This is a genomic window from Streptomyces sp. NPDC056231 (assembly GCF_048270745.1).
Taxonomy (GTDB): Bacteria; Actinomycetota; Actinomycetes; order Streptomycetales; family Streptomycetaceae; genus Streptomyces.
Genome location: NZ_JBLVKW010000070.1, coordinates 17,381 through 40,419, shown reverse-complemented (window position 1 = coordinate 40,419; position 23,039 = coordinate 17,381). Strand labels below are relative to the sequence as shown.

At 70.1% G+C, this 23,039-nt stretch carries 20 protein-coding genes; 18 read left to right on the top strand and 2 right to left on the bottom strand.

Going from position 1 to position 23,039, the window contains the following annotated elements; genetic code table 11:
* Positions 1 to 149 precede the first annotated feature (149 nt).
* The 7 genes from ACNPQM_RS34730 (at position 150) to ACNPQM_RS34700 (ending at position 6,614) form a co-directional block, all read left to right on the top strand.
* Positions 150 to 1,151, top strand: coding sequence for an ABC transporter permease (locus ACNPQM_RS34730; RefSeq protein WP_418087089.1), 1,002 nt, complete (start codon positions 150 to 152; stop codon positions 1,149 to 1,151).
* An 8-nt stretch (positions 1,152 to 1,159) separates the two neighbouring features.
* The gene (locus ACNPQM_RS34725; RefSeq protein ID WP_418087094.1) at positions 1,160 to 2,257 is read left to right on the top strand and encodes an ABC transporter ATP-binding protein; all 1,098 of its coding nucleotides are present in this window, start codon (positions 1,160 to 1,162) and stop codon (positions 2,255 to 2,257) included.
* Between the two features lie 44 nt (positions 2,258 to 2,301).
* Positions 2,302 to 3,501, top strand: coding sequence for an ABC transporter ATP-binding protein (locus ACNPQM_RS34720; protein ID WP_418087093.1), 1,200 nt, complete (start codon positions 2,302 to 2,304; stop codon positions 3,499 to 3,501).
* An 18-nt stretch (positions 3,502 to 3,519) separates the two neighbouring features.
* Positions 3,520 to 4,191 (top strand): trimeric intracellular cation channel family protein, encoded by a 672-nt coding sequence (locus ACNPQM_RS34715; RefSeq protein ID WP_358857500.1) that lies wholly within the window; start codon positions 3,520 to 3,522, stop codon positions 4,189 to 4,191.
* Positions 4,192 to 4,279: 88 nt separating this feature from the next.
* Positions 4,280 to 5,125, top strand: a complete 846-nt coding sequence (locus ACNPQM_RS34710) for a thioesterase family protein (protein WP_358857501.1) — start codon at positions 4,280 to 4,282, stop codon at positions 5,123 to 5,125.
* A gap of 21 nt (positions 5,126 to 5,146) precedes the next feature.
* Positions 5,147 to 5,431, top strand: a complete 285-nt coding sequence (locus ACNPQM_RS34705; RefSeq protein WP_418087088.1) for a hypothetical protein — start codon at positions 5,147 to 5,149, stop codon at positions 5,429 to 5,431.
* A gap of 13 nt (positions 5,432 to 5,444) precedes the next feature.
* Entirely contained in the window at positions 5,445 to 6,614 is a 1,170-nt protein-coding gene (locus ACNPQM_RS34700; RefSeq protein ID WP_418087087.1) for a cysteine desulfurase family protein, read from the top strand.
* 89 nt (positions 6,615 to 6,703) lie between these two features.
* Here ACNPQM_RS34700 and ACNPQM_RS34695 read toward each other — a convergent pair whose 3' ends face one another.
* Positions 6,704 to 7,450: an N-acetylmuramoyl-L-alanine amidase gene (locus tag ACNPQM_RS34695; RefSeq protein ID WP_418087086.1), complete on the bottom strand. Its 747-nt coding sequence runs from the start codon at positions 7,448 to 7,450 to the stop codon at positions 6,704 to 6,706.
* 61 nt (positions 7,451 to 7,511) lie between these two features.
* On the opposite strand from ACNPQM_RS34695, the gene mnmA reads away from it, so the two are divergent.
* On the top strand, positions 7,512 to 8,645 hold the full coding sequence (gene mnmA / locus ACNPQM_RS34690; RefSeq protein WP_418087085.1) for a tRNA 2-thiouridine(34) synthase MnmA: 1,134 nt from the start codon (positions 7,512 to 7,514) through the stop codon (positions 8,643 to 8,645).
* 80 nt (positions 8,646 to 8,725) lie between these two features.
* Here mnmA and ACNPQM_RS34685 read toward each other — a convergent pair whose 3' ends face one another.
* A complete protein-coding gene (locus tag ACNPQM_RS34685; RefSeq protein ID WP_358857506.1) occupies positions 8,726 to 9,061 on the bottom strand; it encodes a DUF427 domain-containing protein in 336 nt (111 codons plus the stop codon).
* A gap of 77 nt (positions 9,062 to 9,138) precedes the next feature.
* Between ACNPQM_RS34685 and ACNPQM_RS34680 the strand changes: the two genes are divergently transcribed.
* From ACNPQM_RS34680 to ACNPQM_RS34635, 10 genes are all read left to right on the top strand, one after another.
* Positions 9,139 to 9,678, top strand: coding sequence for a TIGR00730 family Rossman fold protein (locus ACNPQM_RS34680; RefSeq protein ID WP_358857507.1), 540 nt, complete (start codon positions 9,139 to 9,141; stop codon positions 9,676 to 9,678).
* A gap of 28 nt (positions 9,679 to 9,706) precedes the next feature.
* Entirely contained in the window at positions 9,707 to 10,396 is a 690-nt protein-coding gene (locus tag ACNPQM_RS34675) for an SDR family oxidoreductase (protein WP_358857508.1), read from the top strand.
* A 259-nt stretch (positions 10,397 to 10,655) separates the two neighbouring features.
* Positions 10,656 to 11,681 carry a methionine synthase gene (locus tag ACNPQM_RS34670; protein WP_418087084.1) on the top strand — a complete coding sequence of 342 codons (1,026 nt, stop codon included), beginning with the start codon at positions 10,656 to 10,658 and terminating at the stop codon, positions 11,679 to 11,681.
* Between the two features lie 29 nt (positions 11,682 to 11,710).
* Positions 11,711 to 13,906 (top strand): NAD-dependent DNA ligase LigA, encoded by a 2,196-nt coding sequence (ligA, locus tag ACNPQM_RS34665; RefSeq protein ID WP_418087083.1) that lies wholly within the window; start codon positions 11,711 to 11,713, stop codon positions 13,904 to 13,906.
* Positions 13,907 to 14,207: 301 nt separating this feature from the next.
* Entirely contained in the window at positions 14,208 to 16,370 is a 2,163-nt protein-coding gene (locus ACNPQM_RS34660; RefSeq protein ID WP_418087082.1) for a putative bifunctional diguanylate cyclase/phosphodiesterase, read from the top strand.
* Positions 16,371 to 16,620: 250 nt separating this feature from the next.
* Entirely contained in the window at positions 16,621 to 16,917 is a 297-nt protein-coding gene (gene gatC / locus ACNPQM_RS34655; protein WP_358862620.1) for an Asp-tRNA(Asn)/Glu-tRNA(Gln) amidotransferase subunit GatC, read from the top strand.
* A 5-nt stretch (positions 16,918 to 16,922) separates the two neighbouring features.
* Positions 16,923 to 18,425 (top strand): Asp-tRNA(Asn)/Glu-tRNA(Gln) amidotransferase subunit GatA, encoded by a 1,503-nt coding sequence (gene gatA, locus ACNPQM_RS34650; protein ID WP_358862619.1) that lies wholly within the window; start codon positions 16,923 to 16,925, stop codon positions 18,423 to 18,425.
* Complete coding sequence (locus tag ACNPQM_RS34645; RefSeq protein ID WP_037690052.1) at positions 18,422 to 18,661, top strand: hypothetical protein; 240 nt, start codon at positions 18,422 to 18,424, stop codon at positions 18,659 to 18,661. The genes gatA and ACNPQM_RS34645 overlap by 4 nt, the downstream gene beginning before the upstream one ends.
* A 16-nt stretch (positions 18,662 to 18,677) precedes the next feature.
* Positions 18,678 to 20,186 carry an Asp-tRNA(Asn)/Glu-tRNA(Gln) amidotransferase subunit GatB gene (gene gatB, locus ACNPQM_RS34640; protein WP_418087081.1) on the top strand — a complete coding sequence of 503 codons (1,509 nt, stop codon included), beginning with the start codon at positions 18,678 to 18,680 and terminating at the stop codon, positions 20,184 to 20,186.
* 414 nt (positions 20,187 to 20,600) lie between these two features.
* Complete coding sequence (locus tag ACNPQM_RS34635; RefSeq protein WP_358862617.1) at positions 20,601 to 22,712, top strand: phosphocholine-specific phospholipase C; 2,112 nt, start codon at positions 20,601 to 20,603, stop codon at positions 22,710 to 22,712.
* Positions 22,713 to 23,039 lie beyond the last annotated feature (327 nt).

The following is a 23,039-nucleotide window of genomic DNA, read 5'->3' as shown; positions in this document are numbered from 1 at the left end:
TCAGCCCGATGCTCCCGGTGCGCGGGGGGGGCCGGGGGGGGGGGGGGGGGGTGCGGGGGGGCCCGGGGCCCGGGGCCTCCCCCGGGCCACCCCCCGGGGGCCGCCCCCCCCCCCCGCCCCCCACCCGCCCGCTGACCAGGCCGACTGCAGTGCTCGTCTACCTCCTCCGACGACTCGTCAATGTCGTCGTCATGCTGGTGATCGTCTCCATGGTCACCTTCGGCATCTTCTTCATGGTGCCGAAGATCACCGGAAGCGATCCCGCACTCCTCTATGCCGGCCGTGAGACCAACAAGACGGCCATCGAGGGCATCCGTAAGAAGATGGGCCTCGACAAGCCCGTGACCACCCAGTACGGGCTCTTCGTCAAGGGCATAGTCGTCGGCCGTGACTACGACACGGGCGCGACCATCACCCACTGCCCGGCGCCCTGCTTCGGTTACTCGTTCAAGAACGAGCAGCCGGTGTGGGAGGACCTGAAGCAGCGCGTGCCCGTCACGCTGTCGCTGGCGGCGGGAGCCTCCGTGCTCTGGCTGATCGGCGGTGTCTCCACCGGCGTGATCTCCGCACTACGCAGACGCACACTGCTCGACCGGGCCACCATGATCACCGCGTTGGCGGGTGTATCACTGCCCATCTACTTCACCGGGCTGGTCTGTTCGGCCGTCTTCGTCTACAGCCTGGAATGGCTGCAGGCGAGCGACTACGCGCCGTTCACCGACGATCCGTCGGCCTGGTTCAACAGCATGCTCCTGCCCTGGATCACCCTGGCCTTCCTCTTCGCGGCCACCTACGCCCGGCTCACCCGCGCCACCATGCTGGAGATCCTGGGCGAGGACTACATCCGTACGGCCCGCGCCAAGGGCCTCAAGGAGCCGGTGGTCATCCGCAAGCACGCGCTGCGGTCCACCCTGACTCCGATCATCACGATCTTCGGTCTGGACCTGGGCGCCCTGCTCGGCGGCGCGGTGCTGACCGAGTCGACCTTCAACCTTCCCGGACTCGGCAAGGCCGCCGTCGACGCCATCAACTCCGGTGACCTGCCGGTCATCATGGGCGTCACCATCATCGCGGCGTTCTTCGTCGTCATGGCCAACTTGATTGTCGACCTGCTGTACGCGGTCGTCGACCCGCGTGTGAGGCTGACGTGACCGACAACATCCCCACCCAGGACAAGCGGCCCGCCGCTCCGTTCGGTGCTCCCGAGCAGGGCGGCACACGGCCCGAGGCCTTCCTCTCCGTGCGCAACCTGCAGGTGCACTTCCCGACCGACGACGGCATCGTCAAGTCCGTCGACGGGCTCTCCTTCCAGCTGGAGAAGGGCAAGACCCTCGGCATCGTGGGCGAGTCCGGCTCCGGCAAGTCGGTCACCTCGCTGGCCATCATGGGCCTGCACCGGTCCGGTCACGCGCGCAGCCGCCCCGACATCAGCGGTGAGATCTGGCTGGACGGCGAGGAGCTGATCGGCGCGGGCGACGACCACGTGCGCAAGCTGCGGGGCCGGCAGATGTCCATGATCTTCCAGGACCCGCTGTCGGCGATGCACCCGTACTACACGGTGGGTGCGCAGATCGTCGAGGCGTACCGCAACCATCACGACGTCACCAAGAAGGTGGCCCGTGCGCGCGCCGTCGAGATGCTCGACCGGGTCGGCATTCCCGAGCCCGCCAAGCGCGTCGACGCCTATCCGCACGAGTTCTCCGGCGGTATGCGCCAGCGTGCGATGATCGCGATGTCGCTGGTCAACAACCCCGAGCTGCTCATCGCCGACGAGCCGACGACGGCCCTGGACGTGACCGTCCAGGCACAGATCCTCGACCTGATCCGCGATCTGCAGAAGGAGTTCGGCTCCGCGGTCATCATGATCACTCACGATCTGGGCGTCGTCGCCGAGATGGCCGACGACATCCTGGTCATGTACGGCGGTCGCTGCGTCGAGCGCGGCACCGCCGAGCAGGTCTTCTACGAGCCCCGGCACCCGTACACCTGGGGTCTGCTCACGTCGATGCCGCGCATCGACAAGGAGGAGACCGACCGACTCGTCCCGGTCAAGGGTTCCCCACCCAGCCTCATCAACATCCCGTCCGGCTGCGCCTTCAACCCGCGCTGCCCGTACGCGGATGTGCCCAAGGGCGGCATCACCCGGACCACGCGCCCGGAGCTGCAGCAGGTCGAGGGCGACCACTTCGCGGCCTGCCACATGTCGCCGGAGGACCGGACCCGGATCTGGACCGAAGAGATTGCGCCGAAGCTGTGAGCGACAAGAGCGAGAAGACCGAGAAGAGCGCCGCCGCGACGGCGATCCCGACGCAGGCGACGAGCTCGCCCGAACCGCTGCTCAAGGTCGACAACCTGGTCAAGCACTTCCCCATCAAGAAGGGGATGCTGCAACGTCAGGTCGCCGCGGTGAAGGCCGTGGACGGCATCTCCTTCGACGTGCGTGCGGGGGAGACCCTGGGGGTCGTGGGTGAGTCCGGCTGCGGCAAGTCGACGATGGGCCGGCTGATCACCCGGCTGCTCGAACCGACCGGTGGAAAGATCGAGTTCGAGGGCAAGGACATCACGCACCTGGGCGTCTCGGCGATGCGGCCGATGCGCCGCGACGTGCAGATGATCTTCCAGGACCCGTACTCCTCGCTGAACCCGCGGCACACGGTCGGCACGATCGTCAGTGCGCCGTTCAAGCTCCAGGGCGTCACGCCCGAAGGCGGGGTCAAGAAGACGGTCCAGGAGCTGCTCTCGCTGGTGGGCCTCAACCCCGAGCACTACAACCGCTATCCGCACGAGTTCTCCGGCGGGCAGCGCCAGCGCATCGGCATCGCCCGCGCGCTCGCGCTCAAGCCGAAGCTGGTGGTGGCGGACGAGCCGGTCTCGGCGCTGGACGTGTCGATCCAGGCGCAGGTCGTCAACCTGCTCGACGACCTCCAGGACGAGCTGGGTCTCACGTACGTGATCATCGCCCATGACCTCTCGGTCGTCCGGCACGTCTCGGACCGGATCGCGGTCATGTACCTCGGCAAGATCGTGGAGCTGGCCGACCGCGAGTCGCTGTTCAAGGCGCCGATGCACCCCTACACCAAGGCGCTGCTGTCGGCTGTGCCGGTCCCGGACCCGAGGCGCCGGTCGGCCAAGAGCGAGCGCATTCTGCTCAACGGTGACGTGCCGTCGCCGATCTCGCCGCCGAGCGGCTGCCACTTCCACACCCGCTGCTGGAAGGCGTCGGAGGCCTGCGCGACGCTGGAGCCGCCGCTGGTCGCGCTCAAGACCGGGCACCAGGTGGCCTGCCACCACCCGGAGAACGCGCCTGACCAGATGCCGGACGACACCGTGCTGGAATCGGCGCGGGACGCGGTGGAGATCGTGGCGCTGAAGAAGGAGCCGGAGCCGGCCGCACCGGAGGCCCCGGGCGAGATCACCGAGGTCTCCCAGGGCACCGGGGCCGCGACGGATTCGGAGGACGCGGCGGACTCCGCGGATGCGGGGGACGCCCCGAAGGAGTAGAACCGGCACAATTGCCCGGTGCTCAACGAACTGTTCACGCCCTCCGTCCAGCATGCGCTCGACATCGTCGGAATCTTCGTCTTCGCGATCTCCGGCGCACTGCTCGCCGTACGCAAGAACTTCGATGTCTTCGGCATCGCGGTACTCGCCGAGGTGACAGCGCTGGGCGGAGGGCTGTTCCGTGACGTGATCATCGGAGCGGTCCCGCCCGCCGCCTTCACCGATCTCGGCTACTTCCTCACCCCACTGCTCGCCGCCGGCCTGGTCTTCTTCCTGCATCCGCACGTCGAGCGGATCCAGGTCGCCGTCAACGTCTTCGACGCGGCGGGCCTCGGGCTGTTCTGTGTCGCCGGCACCGTCAAGGCGTACGACTACGGCCTCGGTCTCACCGCATCGGCTGCCCTGGGCCTGGCCACCGCGGTCGGCGGCGGTGTGCTGCGTGACGTACTCGCCAACGAGACGCCGTCGCTGCTGCGCTGGGACCGCGATCTGTACGCCGTGCCCGCGATCGTCGGCGCCACCATGACCGTGCTGTGCATCCGCTTCGACGCGCTGAACGCCTTCACCAGCGGCACGGCCGCGATCACAGCCTTTGTTCTGCGCCTGCTGGCGATGCGCTTCCACTGGCGGGCGCCCCGCGCCTACAACCGTTCCTCGGCCACGGCGGAGGAGAGCTCCGCGGCCACCTGACCGGACACCCCGTGCCCGCGATACGCCGATACACCGACGACCCAAAAAAGCTACCGCTCAGTAATGAGCTCGGTGTACGGTGCATCTCATGGCACAGGCAGCTCAGGCACTCATCGGTGACAGCGAGTTCGACAGAGACACCGCCGTCACCCTTCGCGAAGAAGGCGTCTACGACGCCGAGCTCTCCGCGGGCTGGACGATCATCCAGGCCGTCAACGGCGGCTATCTACTGGCCATGCTCGGCCGCGCGCTCGGCGAGGCCCTGCCCCACTCCGATCCTTTCTCGGTCTCCGCGCACTACCTCACCGCGTCCGTCCCAGGCCCCGCGGTGATCCGTACGCAGGTTGTCCGCACCGGCCGGTCCCTCTCCACCGGCCAGGCGTCCCTCTTCCAGTACGCGGAGGACGGCACCGAGGTCGAGCGCATCCGGGTCCTCGGCACCTACGGCGACCTGGACTCCCTCTCCGACGACATCCGTACGTCGGCGAAGCCGCCGGCCATGGCGCCGATCGAGCAGTGCTTCGGCCCGGACGACGGCCCGGCGCCCATCCCCGGAAGCTCCGCGATCACCGAGCGGCTCAGCATCAAGCTCGACCCGTCGACCGTGGGCTGGGCCGTCGGCGCCCCGTCCGGCAAGGGCGAGATGCGTGGCTGGTTCAGCCTTGCGGACGGCCGCGACGCCGACCCGTACTCCCTGCTGCTCACCGTCGACGCGCTGCCGCCGACCTCGTTCGAGCTGGGACTCAAGGGCTGGACGCCGACCATCGAGCTCACCACCCACATCCGCTGCCGCCCGGCCCCCGGCCCGCTGCGTGTCTCCATCACCACCCGCAACCTCGCGGGCGGCTTCCTGGAGGAGGACGCGGACGTCTGGGACAGCACCGACCGGCTGGTCGCTCAGTCCCGCCAGCTGGCCCGCGCCCCGCGCAGCTGACCCATGGGTTCGCCGGGCGGCGTGAAATCCGATGTCACCGGCCTGACCATCAACGAGGCGCGCGCCCTGCTCGTTCCGGCCGGGCAGGGCGCCCTCCTCGGGCTCGCGGATCTCGTCGTCCTGGCCTTCCCGGTCACCGGAAACGGCACCGTCTCCTGGAGCTTCGGCAGCCGGCCGACGGTGCGCCCCGGCACCGCTCCCGACCGGATCGGGCTCCGGGTCGGGACAGGCGGCACAGCACCCGCCCACCGTGCATGGGCACCGGACCGCGATGCGCCCGGCATGCGCCCCGCCACCGGCTCGTAGAATCGAGCCCACCATGGCTTACCTCGACCACGCTGCGACCACGCCGATGCTTCCGGAGGCGATCGCGGCGATGACCGCCCAGCTCGCCGTCACCGGCAACGCGTCCTCACTGCACGCCGCCGGGCGCCGGGCCCGCCGTACCGTCGAGGAGTCGAGAGAGACCCTCGCCGACGCCCTCGGCGCACGCCCCAGCGAGGTGGTCTTCACCTCCGGAGGCACCGAGGCCGACAACCTCGCCGTGAAGGGCCTCTACTGGGCCCGCCGCGACGCCGACCCACGGCGCACCCGCGTGCTCGCCGGTCCCGTCGAGCACCACGCGGTGCTGGACGCAGTCGACTGGCTCGCCGAACACGAGGGTGCGACCGTCGAGTACCTCCCCGTCGACACGTACGGGCGCGTCCACCCGGACGTACTGCGCGAGGCGATCGTGCGCAACCCCGACGATGTCGCGCTGGTCACCGTGATGTGGGCCAACAACGAGATCGGCACCATCATGCCGGTACGTGAACTGGCTGCCGTGGCAAACGAGTTCGACGTGCCGATGCATGCCGACGCGGTCCAGGCCTTCGGTCAGCTGGACGTCGACTTCGCCGGTTCGGGGCTGGCCGCGATGACCGTCAGTGCGCACAAGATCGGCGGCCCGTTCGGCATCGGCGCGCTGCTGCTCGGCCGCGAATACACCCCCGTACCCGTGCTGCACGGCGGCGGCCAGGAGCGGCATGTGCGCTCCGGGACCCTCGACGTGCCCGCCGTCGCCGCGTTCGCGGTGGCCGGACGGCTCGCCGCCGAACGGCGCGAGGAGTTCGCCCGCGAGATCGGCGGGCTCCGTGACGAGCTGGTCGCGGCCGTGCTGGCCGTGGTCCCCGACGCCATCCTCGGCGGCGACCCCGCCCCCGGCGGCCGGCTCCCGGCCAACGCCCACTTCACCTTTCCCGGCTGCGAGGGTGACTCCCTCCTGCTGTTGCTGGACGCCCAGGGCATCGAATGCTCCACCGGCTCCGCCTGTACGGCGGGTATCGCCCAGCCCAGCCATGTGCTGCTGGCCACCGGCACCGATCCGGACCTGGCCCGCGGCACGCTGCGGTTCTCGCTCGGTCACACGTCGACCAAGCAGGACGTCGAGGACGTGGCACGGGCGATCGGGCCGGCGGTCGAGCGCGCCAGGACGGCGGGGCTCAGCTGAGAGGAGCTCACACCATGGGCGCCCGGCTCGCGGCGTCTGGTGCGTGCCGGACGCCGCGAGCTGATCGGACGCCCATGGTGTGAGCTCCTCTAAGGGCTGTCGGGCCCTGATCCGCCGGACGCCTCCTGGGATCTCTGGCCCCCGGGGCCCTTCGTCGGGCCGGCAGCCGCGGTCCGTACCAGCTTGAGATACCGGTCCCAGTCCCAGTGCGGACCGGGATCGGTGTGGTCCGTGCCCGGCACCTCCACATGCCCGATGATGTGCTTGCGGTCCACCGGAATCCCGTACCGTCCGCATATCGCCGCCGTCAGCCGCGCCGACGATGCGTACATCGCCGCCGTGAAGTCCTGCGGCCGGTCCACGAACCCCTCGTGCTCAATGCCGATACTGCGCTCGTTGTACGACCTGTTCCCGGCGTGGAACGCCACATCCAGCTCGCGGATCATCTGCGCCACATGGCCGTCCCGGCGCACCACGTAGTGCGCCGCGGCCCCGTGGGCCGGGTTCTGGAAGACCTTGACCGCGCTGCGGTAGCTGCCCTGAGTGACATGGATGACGACCCGGTCGATGTCGTAGTCGGCGGGCCGGTCCGCCCGCCGCCAGTTCGCCGGGGACGCCGCTATCCACTCCGCCGGGGCGTAATCCAGTTCACCCGGCTTCCTGGGCTTGTTCACTCCTGGCAGGCGCCACCAGGCATGCTCCAGCTTGTTCCGCGCCAGCGCCGCCGTGCCCACGGCTGTGACGGCAGCGCCGATCAGCAGCCCGCGCCGGCTGATCCCGTGCTCCGACTTCGCCCCCGCGGAGCCCTTGGCGCCCGCCGTCCCCTTGGTCCCCATGCGATCGACAACGCATATCCGCGAGCGTTCGGTTCCCGGCGACCCGTACCCTGGAGGAGCTATGAACCAGACTTCTCCGCGCCCCCTCCGGGTGCTCGCCGCCATGTCGGGCGGTGTCGACTCCGCCGTCGCAGCCGCTCGCGCCGCCGAGGCGGGCCACGACGTGACCGGTGTGCACCTCGCCCTCTCCGCGAACCCGCAGTCGTTCCGTACCGGAGCGCGCGGCTGTTGCACCATCGAGGACTCCCGCGACGCCCGCCGCGCCGCGGACGTCATCGGCATCCCGTTCTACGTCTGGGACCTGGCGGAACGCTTCCGCGAGGACGTGGTCGAGGACTTCATCGCCGAGTACGAGGCGGGCCGCACCCCCAACCCCTGCCTGCGCTGCAACGAGAAGATCAAGTTCGCGGCGCTGCTCGACAAGGCGCTCGCCCTCGGCTTCGACGCCGTCTGCACCGGCCACTACGCCACGGTCGTGCTGAACGCGGACGGCAGCCGTGAGCTCCACCGCGCCTCGGACATGGCCAAGGACCAGTCGTACGTCCTCGGCGTCCTGGACGAGAAGCAGCTCGCCCACGCCATGTTCCCGCTCGGCGACACCCTCACCACCAAGGAAGAGATCCGCGCCGAGGCGGAGGCCCGCGGCCTGGCCGTCGCGAAGAAGCCCGACAGTCACGACATCTGCTTCATCGCCGACGGCGACACCCAGGGCTTCCTGGCGAGCCGGCTCGGCACGGCCGAAGGCGACATCGTTGACGAGTCGGGTCTGAAGGTCGGCACCCACGAGGGCGCCTTCGGCTTCACCATCGGCCAGCGCAAGGGCCTGCGCATCGGCCACCCGGCCCCCGACGGCAAGCCGCGCTACGTCCTGGACATCTCCCCGGTGAACAACACGGTGACGGTCGGCCCGGTCGAGGCGCTCGACGTCACCGCGCTGACCGCCATCAAGCCCCGCTGGTGCGGCACCGCCCCGGTCGGCCCCGGCACCTACACCGCCCAGCTCCGCGCCCACGGAGGCGAGACCGAGGTGACCGCCGAGCTCGTGGACGGCACACTGAACGTCACCTTCACCGAGGCGGTACGGGGCGTGGCCCCCGGCCAGGCGGTCGTGCTGTACGACGGGACGCGGGTGGTCGGCTCGGCGACGATCGCGACGACGATGCGGCGCACCGAAGCAGCGGTCGGCCAGGGCTGACCCCTGGCGAACACGCGGGGGAGTGACTCCGCAGCATCGCCGAACTCATCTCTTCGGCACGTGAGAACTGTGCCTGACGGTCAGCCGGATACCGTCTCGGTGTCGTAGAAGCAGAAGTGGTCCTTGATCGCGGCGACTTCGGGCTTCGGGTCCGGATAGGCCCAGACGAGATCGGCCGCGCCCGGCAGTGACCAGTAGGAGGCATCTCCCTTGAACGGACAGTGGGTGTGGGTGTCCGACGCCGTCAGCAGTTCCGTACGGACGTCGGCCGGCGGCAGGTAGTAGCGCACCGGACAGCCCGTCTCGCGCAGTACGAGCGGACGGCGGCTCTCGGCGAGCAACTGTCCGTCGCGCACCACGCGCACGTGCTCGGTGCCGGGCTCGACGGTGATGCGGTGTCCTGGAGTGGCAGTCATGTCAGGTGCAGCCGCTCCGTCCGCCGTTTTCTTCCCGGGCTCCGTGGAGTGTCAGTGGCGTCGCATACGGTGAATCCATGAATATCTGCGTCTTCCTCTCCGCCGCCGACCTCGACGACCGCTACACCGTGCCCGCCCGCGAATTCGCCGAGCTGCTCGGCAGGGGCGGACACACCCTGGTCTGGGGCGGGTCGGAGAGCGGGCTGATGAAGGTCGTCGCCGACGGCGTGCAGGAATCGGGCGGACGGCTGGTCGGGGTGTCGGTCGACTTCCTGGCCGCGAAGGCGCGTACCAACGCCGACGAGATGGTGATCGCGCGCGATCTCGCCGAGCGCAAGGCGCTGCTCCTGGAGAAGGCGGACGCGATCGTGATCATGGTCGGCGGCACCGGGACGCTCGACGAGGCGACCGAGATCCTGGAGCTGAAGAAGCACGGGAAGCACGACAAGCCGGTGGTCCTGCTCAACACGGCGGGCTTCTACGACGGGCTGCGCCAGCAGTTCCAGCGCATGGAGGACGAGGGCTTCCTGCCGGTTCCGCTCGCCGATCTGGTGTTCTTCGCGAAGGACGGGGTCGGGGCCCTGGCCTACCTGGAGGAGTGGTCCGGCCTGCGGTAGGCCCATGGGCGGATGCGACCATGGGGCCATGTCCACTCATCTCATCACCGGCGCCGGCTCCGGCATCGGCGCGGCTGTCGCACGCCGTCTTCTGGAGCGGGGCGACGAGCTCGTGCTGCTGGCCCGGGACGCGGGTCGCGCCAAGGAGCTTGCCGCGCTGTACCCCGGCGCCCGCACGCTCGTCGGCGACCTCGGCAACCCGGACCGGCTCTCCTGGGCGTTCGCCCAGCAGTCGCTGCCGGAGCGGCTCGACTCGCTGCTGCACATCGCGGGCGTCGTGGAGCTCGGCCGGGTCGGCGATCTCACGCCCAAGGCATGGCATTTCCAGCTCAACGCCAACCTGGTCGCCCCCGCCGAGCTGACCCGGCTCTTCCTGCCGCAGCTGCGGGTCGCCCAGGGCCATGTCGTCTTCGTGAACTCGGGTGCCGGGCTCAGCGCGCACGCGGAGTGGGGTGCGTACGCCGCGAGCAAGCACGGCCTGAAGGCGCTCGCCGACTCGCTGCGCCACGAGGAGCACGAGAACGGGGTACGGGTGACCTCCGTCTACCCCGGGCGCACCGCCAGCCCCATGCAGGCCAAGGTCCACCGGCAGGAGGGCAAGGAGTACGACGCCTCCCGGTTCATCGACCCGGAGTCCGTGGCCACCACGCTGTTGATGGCGCTCGATCTGCCGCGGGATGCCGAGGTCAACGACCTGACAGTCCGCCCTGGGCGCTGACCGGGACCAGGGGGTGTTTCGAAAGTCCCGCCTGCCGGGCGGCGTCCGGCACGCACGCTAGCCGGGTTGTCGGGCTCGCCCGGATACGACCGGTATCGGAGCGACCCTCCGCCTTGCGATCGCACGCACCAGACGCCGCCCGGTCCGCCCCAGGGGCGGACGACGCTTTCGAAACACGCCCTGGGGGCAGGGGCCGGGCGAGCGCTCTGCCGGGCCCGCCCCGCGCAGGGCCCGGCGACCGGGACCGTAGGCTTCCTGCGTGAGCGAGAAGAGCAAGTTCAGCGGATGCCGCGCCACCGGGATCGGGTCGATGCCCGGAGGAGACGCGCGGGAGGCGGCGAAGACCGTCACCGGGTCCTTCGGGGACGGCGAGGGGTTGCCGTATCTGCCGGAACTGCCCGCACGCGGGCCCGGCGCGGACATGATCGGGCGGACCGTCGGGCTGCTCGTCGACATGTACGGCCACGTCGAGCCGAGCGGCTGGCGGATCAGCGACCGGCCGGGCCGCGACACCCGGCGGGCCCGCTCCTGGCTCGGCGAGGACCTCGACGCCCTGGAGGAGTTCACCCAGGGGTACGAAGGACCGCTCAAGGTCCAGGCCGTCGGCCCCTGGACGCTGGCCGCCGCGCTGGAGCGCCGGGGTGGCGAGGCAGCGCTCGGCGATCCGGGCGCCTGCCGCGATCTGGCGGGCTCCCTGACGGAGGGGCTGCGGAACCACCTCGCCGACGTACGGCGCAGGGTGCCCGGCGCGCAGCTGATCCTGCAGCTCGACGAGCCGTCCCTGACCGGTGTGCTCCGTGGACAGATCCGGACGGCGAGCGGATACCGCACCTACCGCGCCGTGGACCGGCAGGTGGTGGAGGGCACGCTCCGCGAGGTGCTGGCGGCGAACGGGGGCGGCGCCACGGTCGTTCATACCTGCGCGCCGGACGTACCGTTCGCGCTGCTCCGGCGCGCCGGGGCCGACGGTATTTCGTTCGACTTCTCCTTGCTCACCGAGCGTGAGGAGGAGGCGATCGGGGAAGCGGTCGAGGGCGGGACCCAGCTCTTCCTCGGTGTGGTGCCCGGCGCCGACCCGGCTTCGGACGCATTGTCGGACCCGGGCGGTAGCGTCATGGGTGTCAGGACGCTGTGGCGCAGGCTGGGGCTGAATCCGGGGACTCTCGCCGAGTCGTTGGTGATCACCCCGTCGTGCGGCCTCGCGGGCGCGTCGCCTGCGTACGCGCGCGCCGCGCTCGCCCATTGCGCCCGGGCCGCGAGATCGCTCGCAGACAACCCTGAGTAACGGGTATCGGGTAACGGGAGGACGAGACGATGGCCGGCGGACAGCAGTCGGAAGTGCCCGCGGAGGTACAGGGGCGGCATGCGCTCCTCGCCGAGCAGATCGAGGAGCACCGCTTCCGCTACTACGTGAATGACCAGCCGGTCGTCAGCGACGCCGAGTTCGACCGGCTGATGCGCTCGCTGCAGGAGCTGGAGGACGAGTATCCGCAGCTGCGTACGCCCGAGTCGCCGACCCAGAAGGTCGCGGGGCCGTACCGGACGGAGTTCACCTCGGTCGAGCACCGCGAGCGGATGCTCTCCCTGGACAACGCCTTCGACGACGAGGGGCTCGCGGTCTGGGCCGAGCGCGTCGCCAAGGACATCGGCACGACCGGCTACCACTTCCTGTGCGAGCTCAAGGTGGACGGCCTCGCGGTCAACCTCACCTACGAACGAGGGGTGCTGACCCGCGCGGCGACCCGCGGGGACGGCCGCACCGGAGAGGACATCACTCCCAATGTCCGTACGATCGCCGAGATCCCGCACCGGCTGAAGGGCGACCGGATCCCGGAGCTGGTCGAGATCCGCGGCGAGGTCTTTTTCCCGATGGAGGCGTTCGAGGCGCTGAACGCCCGGCTGGTGGCGGCCGACGACAAGCCGTTCGCCAACCCGCGCAACGCGGCGGCGGGTTCGCTGCGCCAGAAGGACCCGAAGGTGACCGCGGGCCGCCCGCTGCACATGGTGGTGCACGGCATCGGCGCCCGTGAGGGCTTCGGGATCGACCGACTCTCGCACGCCTACGAGCTGTTGCACGAGTGGGGCCTGCCCACCGCGAGACACAACAAGGTCGTCGACTCCCTCGACGGCGTACGGGAGTTCATCGCGTATTTCGGCGAGAACCGGCACTCCGTGGAGCACGAGATCGACGGCGTCGTCGTCAAGGTCGACGAGATCGCGCTCCAGGGCCGGCTGGGCTCCACCTCGCGCGCCCCGCGCTGGGCGATCGCCTGGAAGTACCCGCCGGAGGAGGTGAACACCAAGCTGGTGAACATCCGGGTCGGCGTCGGACGCACCGGCCGGGTCACTCCGTACGCGCAGGTCGAGCCGGTCGAGGTGGCGGGCTCCGAGGTCGAGTTCGCCACGCTGCACAACCAGAACGTGGTGAAGGAGAAGGGCGTCCTCATCGGCGACACGGTGGTGATCCGCAAGGCGGGCGATGTGATCCCGGAGATCCTCGGCCCGGTCGTCGATCTGCGGAATGGCACCGAGCGGGCGTTCGTGATGCCGACCCACTGCCCCGAGTGCGGGACGGAGCTGCGGCCCATGAAGGAGGCCGACATTGACGTCCGCTGCCCCAACGCGCGCTCCTGTCCGGCCCAGTTGCGGGAGCGCGTCGCCTACCTCGCGAGCCGCAAGTGCCTGGACATCGATCACTTCGGCTACGTTGCCGCGGCCGCTCTGACCAGGCCGCTGGAGCCTCTGGACCCGCCGATGAGCGACGAGGGCGATCTTTTCGGACTGACCATCGAGCAGCTGCTGCCGATCCGGGCCTATGTGCTCGACATGGACAGCGGACTGCCCAAGCGTGACCCGAGGACCGGCGAGGAGAAGACCGCCCTGGTCTTCGCCAATCAGCACGGCGAGCCGAAGAAGAACGCCGTGGCGATGCTGGAATCCGTCGCTGCCGCCAAGGAAGCTCCCCTGGCCCGGATTCTCACCGGTCTGTCGATCCGTCATGTGGGCCCGGTCGCGGCCGCGGAGCTGGCCCGTCAGTTCCGTTCGATGGACCGCATCGAGGCGGCCACCGAGCAGGAGCTGGCCGACGCCGACGGGGTCGGACCCATCATCGCCGCCTCGGTCACCCAGTGGTTCGCGGAGGACTGGCACCGGGAGATCCTGCGCAAGTGGCGGGAGGCCGGGGTCCGGATGGCGGATGAGGCCGCGGGCGGGGACGAGGGGCCCCGGCCGCTCGAAGGTCTCACCGTCGTCGTCACCGGCACGCTGGCCGACCACACCAGGGACGGCGCGAAAGAGGCCCTGCAGAGCCGAGGAGCCAAGGTCACCGGTTCCGTTTCCAAGAAGACCTCCTTCGTGGTGGTCGGCGACAACCCGGGCTCGAAATACGACAAGGCCATGCAGCTGAAGGTTCCGGTTCTGGACGGGGCGGGCTTCGCCGTGCTGCTCGAAGAGGGCCCGGAAGCGGCGCGCGCGGCGGCTGTGCCTGTCGCCGAACCGGTTGAGGAGTAGCGGGTCGCGGTGGCGCCGGACGGGGTTCGGGACGGGTCCGGACGCGATACGGAACGGGCCCGTCCGGGCAGGAGGTGCTGTCGGAACGTCAGGGTTCACCCGTTCGGCGCGTAACCGGCGCTGACGGATGGTCGGATTGCATTCGGGCAAGAGCTGTAGAGCGCTGCCCGTAGGGGGTTTCGCGGCCTACTGTTGAGACGTGCGCCTGCCGTGCCCCGGCTGCATGACCGCCGTGGGGCCGTGGTGGCGTGGGAGCGGGACAACAGGTGACATCGGCACCGCCGGCTGTGAGAGGGACGGAATGAAACCGACCGAGAGCGCCGCGCCGGTGTCGCGGCTGCAAGGTTTCGTCGGCCTCACCCCCAAAGCGGGTGCCGTCGTCATGGCGATCGCCACTGTCCAGCTCGGGACCGGTTTCTACCGGAGCGTGAGCGACGGGCACGCGCTCTTCCCGGACGGCGAGGCCGGCTGGTCGCTCGCCGTCCTCACCGGAATGATCGTCTGCCATCTGGTGGCCCTCGGGCGCGACCGCTGGTGGGGCGGGACCGGATCAGGCGCCGCCCTCACTCTGGCCGTTCTGCTGCTCTACGGCTGGGTGTCCGCCGGACTCGTCAGCGTGGTCGTCGTCGTCCTCGTCGGCGTCGCACGAAGGCACCGCTGGTCGCAGGGGCTGCTGCACGGGGCGGTGGACATCCTGGGGATAGGGGCGGCGGCGCTGGTCCTTGCCGCGTTCGGTGAGGTGCAGACCGTCGAGTCGCCCTGGCAGCCACTCGACTGGGGCATCCACGCAGCCCCGGAAGTCCTCCTCTCCGCCACCACATATCTCCTCGTCACCCGGATCCTCCTGTGGTACGCGCGGGCAACTCAGGGCGGCGGGCTGCCGACCATCGCGCGCACGGCCCTGCTGCGGCAGGGACTCGTCGCGGTCGCCCTGCTCGGCATCGCCCCGCTGATCTGTGTCGTCGCGATGACCACCCCCGTTCTGCTGCCGCTCTTCGCGGTCCCGCTGATCACCCTGGACTCCGCCCTCTGGATCGCCCGGGCCAGAGCCGAGGAGCAGCTGCGGGACCCGCTGACCGGACTGCCCAACCGGCAGTGGATGCTGGAGCGCACCTGGACGGCCCTGGAGGACGCCAAGAGCACCGGCGCCAGATCCGCCCTCGTCCTGATCGACCTCGACCGGTTCCGGGCCGTCAACGACACCCTCGGTCATCCGGCGGGGGACCGGCTGCTGCTGCAGATAGCGGAACGGCTCCGGCTGGCCCTGCCGCGCGGAGCGGAGGCCGCGCGGCTCGGCGGCGACGAGTTCGCCGTACTGCTCCCGACCGCGGACTCCACCACCAGCGCCCAGCGCGTCGCCCGCCATCTGGTCGCCGAGCTCTCCTCACCGCTGGACCTCGACGGACTCACCCTGGTGCTGGAGGCCAGTGCCGGTGTCGCCGTCTACCCCGAGCACGCACTGGACGCGGAAGGGCTGCTCAGGCGCGCCGATGTGGCGATGTACCAGGCCAAGCGGGACCGTACGGGCGTCGAGGTGTACGAGTCGAAGCGGGACAGCAACACCCCGGACCGGCTCGGTCTCCTCGGTGACCTGCGGCGTGCCCTGGACGCCGGCGACGTGGAGCTCCACTACCAGCCGAAGGTCCGCTTCGACGGGCAGGTGGCGGGACTCGAGGCGCTGGTGCGCTGGGTGCATCCGGAGCGCGGGCGGGTCCCTCCGGACGAGTTCATCGCCATCGCCGAGTCGTCGGGTCTGATGCCGCATCTCACCGAGTACGTGCTGGAGACGGCGCTGGCACAGGTCGCCCGGTGGCGGGCGCAGGGGCTGTTCGTCCCCGTCGCGGTCAACGTCTCCCCGCGCGACGTCCACACCCCCGGCTTCGCGGGCGGCGTCGCGGCCCGGCTCGCCCGGCACGGCGTCCCTCCCGGCTCCCTGCAGCTGGAAATTACGGAACACGTACTGCTCGAGGACCCGCAGCGCGCCGCGGACACGCTGGCCGGGCTGACCGGGCACGGCGTGAAGATGTCGCTCGACGACTTCGGTACGGGGTACTCCTCGTTGGTCCACCTGCGCCGGCTGCCGGTCAGCGAGCTGAAGATCGACCGGTCGTTCGTGGCCCGGCTGGCTGTCGACCACGAGGACGCGGAGATCGTCCGCTGCACGATCGATCTGGCCCACTCGCTGGGCCTGCTGGTCGTCGCCGAGGGCGTCGAGGACGACGAGACGTGGGAGCGGCTGCGGGACCTGCGCTGCGACGCGGTGCAGGGATGGCTGGTGGCTGCCGCGATGCCGCCGCAGGAGACGACGGCCTGGCTGAGGGCGCGCGGCGAGCACGGGTGGCGTCGGCCGGCCGAGCTGGAAGCGGCGGCTGCGGCCGCAGCCGCCGCCGCCGCGACGGGGGTGGCCGAGCTGGAGCCGCGGTCCCCCGGGCGAGGGATTTCCTCGCGTCCGGCGACGACGTGAGCGGGCGGTCCGGCCGGGAGGAGAGCCCGGGGCGCGCGAGTGGTGTCCTGTCCTCGATCTCCCGCAGGGAATCGAGGACGCCTCACGCCCGGGGACCTTCTCGACGGGCCCGACCGGCCCCGATACGCGCAGTACAGAGCCCCGATACGCGCAGTACAGAGCAGTGTGTTCCATGGGTGGCGGCCCCTCCCACGGCGGACCCCATAGGATTGGGGCCAAAACCACAACACTCACCCCTGAGGATCGCTGCATGCCTGGCATCACGCGCGAGGAGGTCGTCCACCTCGCCCGGCTGGCGCGTCTGGAGCTGAAGGGCGAAGAGCTCGATCACTTCGCCGGTCAGCTCGACGACATCATCGGCGCGGTCGCCCGCGTCTCCGAGGTCGCCGACCAAGACGTACCGCCGACCTCCCACCCGCTGCCGCTGACCAACGTCATGCGCGCGGACGAGGTCCGTCCGTCGCTCACCCCCGAGCAGGCGCTCTCCGGCGCCCCGGCCCAGGAGCAGCAGCGTTTCAAGGTGCCGCAGATCCTGGGGGAGGACTAAAAGTCATGACGGACAACAGCTCCATCATCAAGCTCACCGCCGCCGAGATCGCCGCGAAGATCGCCTCCGGTGAGCTCACGGCCGTCGAGGTCACCGAGGCGCACCTGGCCCGGATCGACGCGGTCGACGAGAAGGTCCACGCCTTCCTGCACATCGACCGTGAGGGCGCGCTCGCGCAGGCCCGTGCCGTCGACGCGAAGAAGGCGGCGGGCGAGAAGCTCGGCCCGCTGGCCGGCGTCCCGCTCGCGCTCAAGGACATCTTCACCACGAAGGACATGCCGACCACCGTCGGCTCGAAGATCCTCGAGGGCTGGGTCCCGCCGTACGACGCGACCCTGACCAAGAAGCTGAAGGCGGCCGACGTCGTCATCCTCGGCAAGACCAACATGGACGAGTTCGCCATGGGGTCCTCCACCGAGAACAGCGCCTTCGGTCCGACCGGCAACCCGTGGGACCTCACCCGTGTCCCGGGCGGCTCCGGCGGTGGCTCCTCGGCCGCCCTGGCGTCGTACGAGGCCCCCCTCGCCATCGGCACGGACACCGGCGGTTCCATCCGCCAGCCCGCCGCCGTCACCGGCACGGTCGGCGTCAAGCCCACCTACGGCGGCGTCTCCCGCTACGGCATGGTCGCCTTCTCGTCCTCCCTCGACCAGGGCGGCCCCTGCGCCCGCACGGTCCTGGACGCGGCTCTCCTGCACGAAGTGATCGCCGGACACGACCCGCTGGACTCGACGTCCATCGACGCCCCGGTCCCGCCCGTCGTCGAAGCCGCCCGCAACGGCAGCGTCGACGGCATGCGCATCGGTGTCGTCAAGCAGTTCTCCGGCGAGGGCTACCAGGCCGGTGTCGTCCAGCGATTCAACGAGTCGGTCGAGCTGCTGAAGTCGCTCGGCGCCACGATCGTCGAGCTGGACTGCCCGTCCTTCGACCTGGGCCTGTCGGCGTACTACCTGATCGCGCCGTCCGAATGCTCGTCCAACCTGGCGCGCTTCGACGCCATGCGCTACGGCCTGCGGGTCGGCGACGACGGCACGAAGTCCGCCGAGGACGTCACCGCGCTCACCCGCGAGGCCGGCTTCGGTGACGAGGTCAAGCGCCGCGTCATCCTCGGGACGTACGCACTCAGCTCCGGCTACTACGACGCGTACTACGGCTCGGCGCAGAAGGTCCGCACGCTCATCACGCGGGACTTCGAGAAGGCCTTCGGGCAGGTGGACGTCATCGTCTCCCCGACGACCCCGACCACCGCCTTCCCGATCGGCGAGCGCACCGACGACCCGATGGCGATGTACCTGGCCGACCTGTGCACCATCCCGACCAACCTGGCCGGCAACTCCGCCATGTCGCTGCCCTGCGGTCTGGCACCGGAGGACGGCCTGCCGGTCGGTCTGCAGATCATCGCCCCCGCCATGAAGGACGACCGGCTGTACAAGGTCGGGGCCGCAGTCGAGGCCGCCTTCGTGGAAAAGTGGGGGCACCCGCTGCTGGAGGAGGCTCCCTCGCTGTGAGCGCACTGACCAAGGCCAAGGGCTTCAAGAAGTCCAAGACCGGTACGTACCTGTCCATCGGCACCACCGCCTTCGGCGCGATCGGTGTGCTCAAGCAGGCCAAGAAGGCACGCTCTGAGCACGACACGCTCCGGCTGGTCGACGCCGTCGTCTCCGCTGCCGCCATCGCCACCGGCATCGCTCTGCTCTGCCGAGAGCTGAAGCGCCTGGGCGACGACGACGTACTGCTGGGTTGAGAGGGAAAGTTTCACCGTGACTGTCACTGACCTGGTGCCGTACGAGGAAGCCCTCGCGACGTACGACCCCGTCATGGGCCTCGAGGTCCATGTCGAGCTCGGCACCAAGACCAAGATGTTCTGCGGCTGCTCGACCGAGCTGGGCGCGGAGCCCAACTCGCAGACGTGCCCGACGTGCCTCGGCATGCCCGGCTCGCTCCCGGTCGTCAACGCGATCGGCGTCGAGTCCGCCATCAAGATCGGCCTCGCGCTCAACTGCAAGATCGCCGAGTGGTGCCGCTTCGCCCGGAAGAACTACTTCTATCCGGACATGCCGAAGAACTTCCAGACCTCGCAGTACGACGAGCCGATCGCCTTCGACGGCTATCTGGACGTCCAGCTCGAGGACGGCGAGGTCTTCCGGGTGCAGATCGAGCGTGCCCACATGGAGGAGGACACCGGCAAGTCGCTGCACGTCGGCGGCGCCACCGGCCGTATCCAGGGCGCGTCCCACTCGCTGCTGGACTACAACCGTGCGGGCATTCCGCTCATCGAGATCGTCACCAAGCCGATCGAGGGAGCGGGTACGCGCGCACCCGAGGTCGCCAAGGCGTACGTCGCCGAGCTGCGCGAGCTCATCAAGGCGCTCGGCGTGTCCGAGGCCCGCATGGAGCAGGGCCAGATGCGCTGCGACGTGAACCTGTCGCTGCGCCCCAATGGCACCGAGACGTTCGGTACGCGCTCCGAGACGAAGAACGTGAACTCGCTGCGTTCCGTCGAGCGTGCCGCCCGTTACGAGATCCAGCGCCACGCCGCGGTGCTGAACTCCGGCGCCGAGGTCGTGCAGGAGACCCGGCACTTCCACGAGGAGGACGGCTCCACCACGGCCGGCCGCATCAAGGACAACGCCGAGGACTACCGCTACTTCCCGGAGCCGGACCTGGTGCCCGTCGCTCCGGCCCGCGACTGGGTCGAGGAGCTCCGCAAGGGCCTCCCCGAGCTGCCGCGCGTACGCCGCAACCGGCTGCGCGAGGAGTGGGGTGTCTCCGAGCACGACATGCAGTCCATCCTCAACGCGGGCGCGGTCGACCTGATCGTCGCCACGGCCGAGGCGGGCGCCCCGTCGGACCAGGCCCGCAAGTGGTGGATGGGCGAGCTGGCCCGTCACTCCAACGAGACCGGCACCGCCCTGGACGAGCTGGCGATCACCCCGGCGCAGGTCGCCCGGGTGACCGAGCTCGTCGCCGCCGGCGACCTCAACGACAAGCTGGCGCGCCAGGTCATCGAGGGTGTCCTCGCGGGCGAGGGCGACCCGGACACCGTCGTCGAGAAGCGCGGCCTGAAGGTCGTCTCGGACGAGGGCGCGCTGGGCACGGCCGTCGACGAGGCCATTGCCGCCAACGCGGCCATCGCGGACAAGATCCGCGGCGGCAAGGTCGCGGCGGCGGGCGCGCTCGTCGGCGCGGTCATGAAGGCCACCCGCGGCCAGGCGGACGCGGCCCGCGTCCGCGAGCTGATCCTGGAGAAGCTCGGCGTCGAAGGCTGAGCCCTTCCTGCCGCCGCATGCGGATGAAGGGGCGGTGCACCCGTTTGGCCGGGTGCACCGCCCCTTCCTGTTCTTCCCGTGCCCGGAGAAGGTCCGCTGAACACCGTCACGGCCGAAACCGTCGTCGTCGCGCTGCTCCTCGCGGTGCCGGCGTTCGCCGTCGTGAGACCGACCGGCACCTGGGAGGCGGCGTCGCGGGGCTGCCGGAGGCGAGCGTTGCCGTCCGCGGCCCTGCTGGGCGTCGTCATCGGCGTCGTGCCGTTCACCGACGTCCGGGCTCGGACCGGCGGCCCGCGGGTTGGATTTTCGCGGGCGACTTCTTGGACGTTCACCACAGGGCCGTGCGGTGGCCTTTCCGCAGCCACCTGCCTTCAATAGCTTCCCCGCTGTACAACCGGACTCGGGAGGCTCAACTTGAACACGGACATTTCACGGCGTCGGCTCTTCGCACTGGGTGGCGGCGCGCTCGGCGTCGCGGCGGCCGGTTCGCTGCTGCCGCCGTCGCTGCAGGCCGCGATGGCCGCACAGCCTTCGACTTCGGCGGGGTCCGGCGGCGGGCTCGGGGACATCAGGCACGTGGTGATCCTGATGCAGGAGAATCGTTCTTTCGATCATTACTTCGGGACCCTGCGCGGCGTACGCGGGTTCGGCGACCGCAATGCGATCGAGCTGCCCTCCGGAAAGCCGGTCTTCGAGCAGCCGGGCGCGGCAGGCACCTCCGTGCTGCCCTTCCCGGTCCGGGACGCCGCCGCGACGCAGAAGAAGGACCTCCAGTACATAGGCGCCCTCGACCACTCCTGGAGCGGCGGCGGCAAGGCATGGGCCGGCGGCTGGATGAACGGCTGGGTGACCGCGAAGACGGCCGCCACCATGGCGTACTACGACCGTCGCGACATCCCGCTGCACTACGAACTGGCCGACACCTTCACCGTCTGCGACGCCTACCACTCGTCCATTCACACCTCCACCAGCCCCAACCGCAACCACCTGTGGAGCGGGAAGACGGGCTTCGAGGCGAACGGCAAGCGGGCGGTCGGCAACGACGCGTACAACGAGGCCACGCATCGGGGGTACGACTGGTCCACGTACGCGGAACGGCTGGAGAAGGCCGGGCACAGCTGGAAGACGTACACCGAGTGGGAGAACTTCACCGACAACCAGATCGAGTTCTTCGCCACCTTCAAGGCGATCGCCCGCAAGGCGCTGGCGAAGACCGGCGGACACACCTACATGGAGTCCTTCTACGCGGTCGTCCGTGACACGGACGACGCGGCCGAGCGGGCCAGGCTGCTCGGTCTGCTGGAGGACGGTGTCGCCACGCTGACGGACACGGAACGCAGCCTGTTCGAGCGGGCGCTGCGCCGGGTCGAGACCGGCACGCTGGCCGACGCGTTCGCCGCGGACGTCGCGGCAGGCACGCTGCCCGAGGTCTCCTACCTGGTGCCGTCGGCGGTCGACTCGGAGCACCCGAGCGTCTCCTCCCCGATCCACAGCGCGACGATCGTCTACAAGGTCCTGGACGCGCTGGGCAAGCACCCCGATGTGTGGCAGCACACCGCCGTCATCATCAACTACGACGAGAACGACGGCTTCTTCGACCACGTCCCGCCGCCCGTGGCACCGCCCGAGGTGACCGAGGAACAGTGGGACTCCAAGCCCACCGGCCTCGGCGTACGGGTGCCGCTGCTCGTCGTGTCGCCGTGGACCGTGGGCGGTTACGTCTGCTCCGAGGTCTTCGACCACACCTCGGTGATCCGCTTCCTGGAGCGGTGGACGGGTGTGAAGGAGCCGAACATCAGTGAGTGGCGGCGCACCGTCACCGGCGATCTGACCTCTGCGTTCGACTTCACGCGCGGGCGGCGCAGGCCCGAGATCGAGCAGCCTGGCGCCATTCCGCCGTTCAGCGGACGCTGGCAGCCGAAGCCGCCGGCCGTCCAGCAGATGCCCGTACAGGAGCCCGGTGCCCGGCCCGCCCGTCCGCTGCCTTACCAGCCGGACGCCCAGTCGACCGTGGCGAACGGGGCAGTGCGGGTGGCCCTGAGCAACACGGGCCGTTCGTCGGCGCACTTCGCGCTGTACCCGTACGCGGGCGAGTTTCCCGTACCCCAGCACCAGGATGTACGGGGCACGGCGCAGTGGACGGTCCCCGTCACCGGTGACGCGTACCGGTTCACAGTGACCGGGCCGAACGGCTTCCGGCGCGAGTTCGCAGGACCTGCCGCCGGCGGACCCGAGGTCGCCACCCGGATCGATGCCCACGAGCGCGATCTGCACGTCACCCTGCGCAACACGGGGCAGCGGACGCTCACCTTCACCGTCCGGCCGCTGGGATACGTCGACGAGGCGGACCTGCGCGACTGGACCCGGACCATCAAGGTCAAGCCCGGCCGGAGCCGTACGGTCGTCCACTCGGCCGCCGACGCGCACGGCTGGTACGACCTGTCCGTCACCGTCGACGGGGACGACGTCTTCCGTCGCCGGCTGATGGGGCACATCGAGAACGGCCGGGCGAGCGTCTCCGGCTGACCGCCGGGCACCGCCGCGGACACGCGGAACCGTGCCCCGTGCGACGGACGCATTCGCGATCACGACTGAGCCGATCGAGTACCGGTCCGGCGTCACGACGGGGTCCGCCCCCACAAGGCGGACCCCACCCCTACGCCCCGGCAGCTGCCCCGCACCCGGGACCGACGGCGGCTTCGGCAGCGAGCCGCGCAGCTGTCCCGTCCGCGGTCAGTGACCGGCGGTGCGGGTAGGGGAAATATCAGTGCTTGTGAGCATCGCCACGAAACAGGCAATGGATCACTGAGGGCTGCAAGAGTGACGATCCTCAGGTCATGTGTTCTTTGCGGG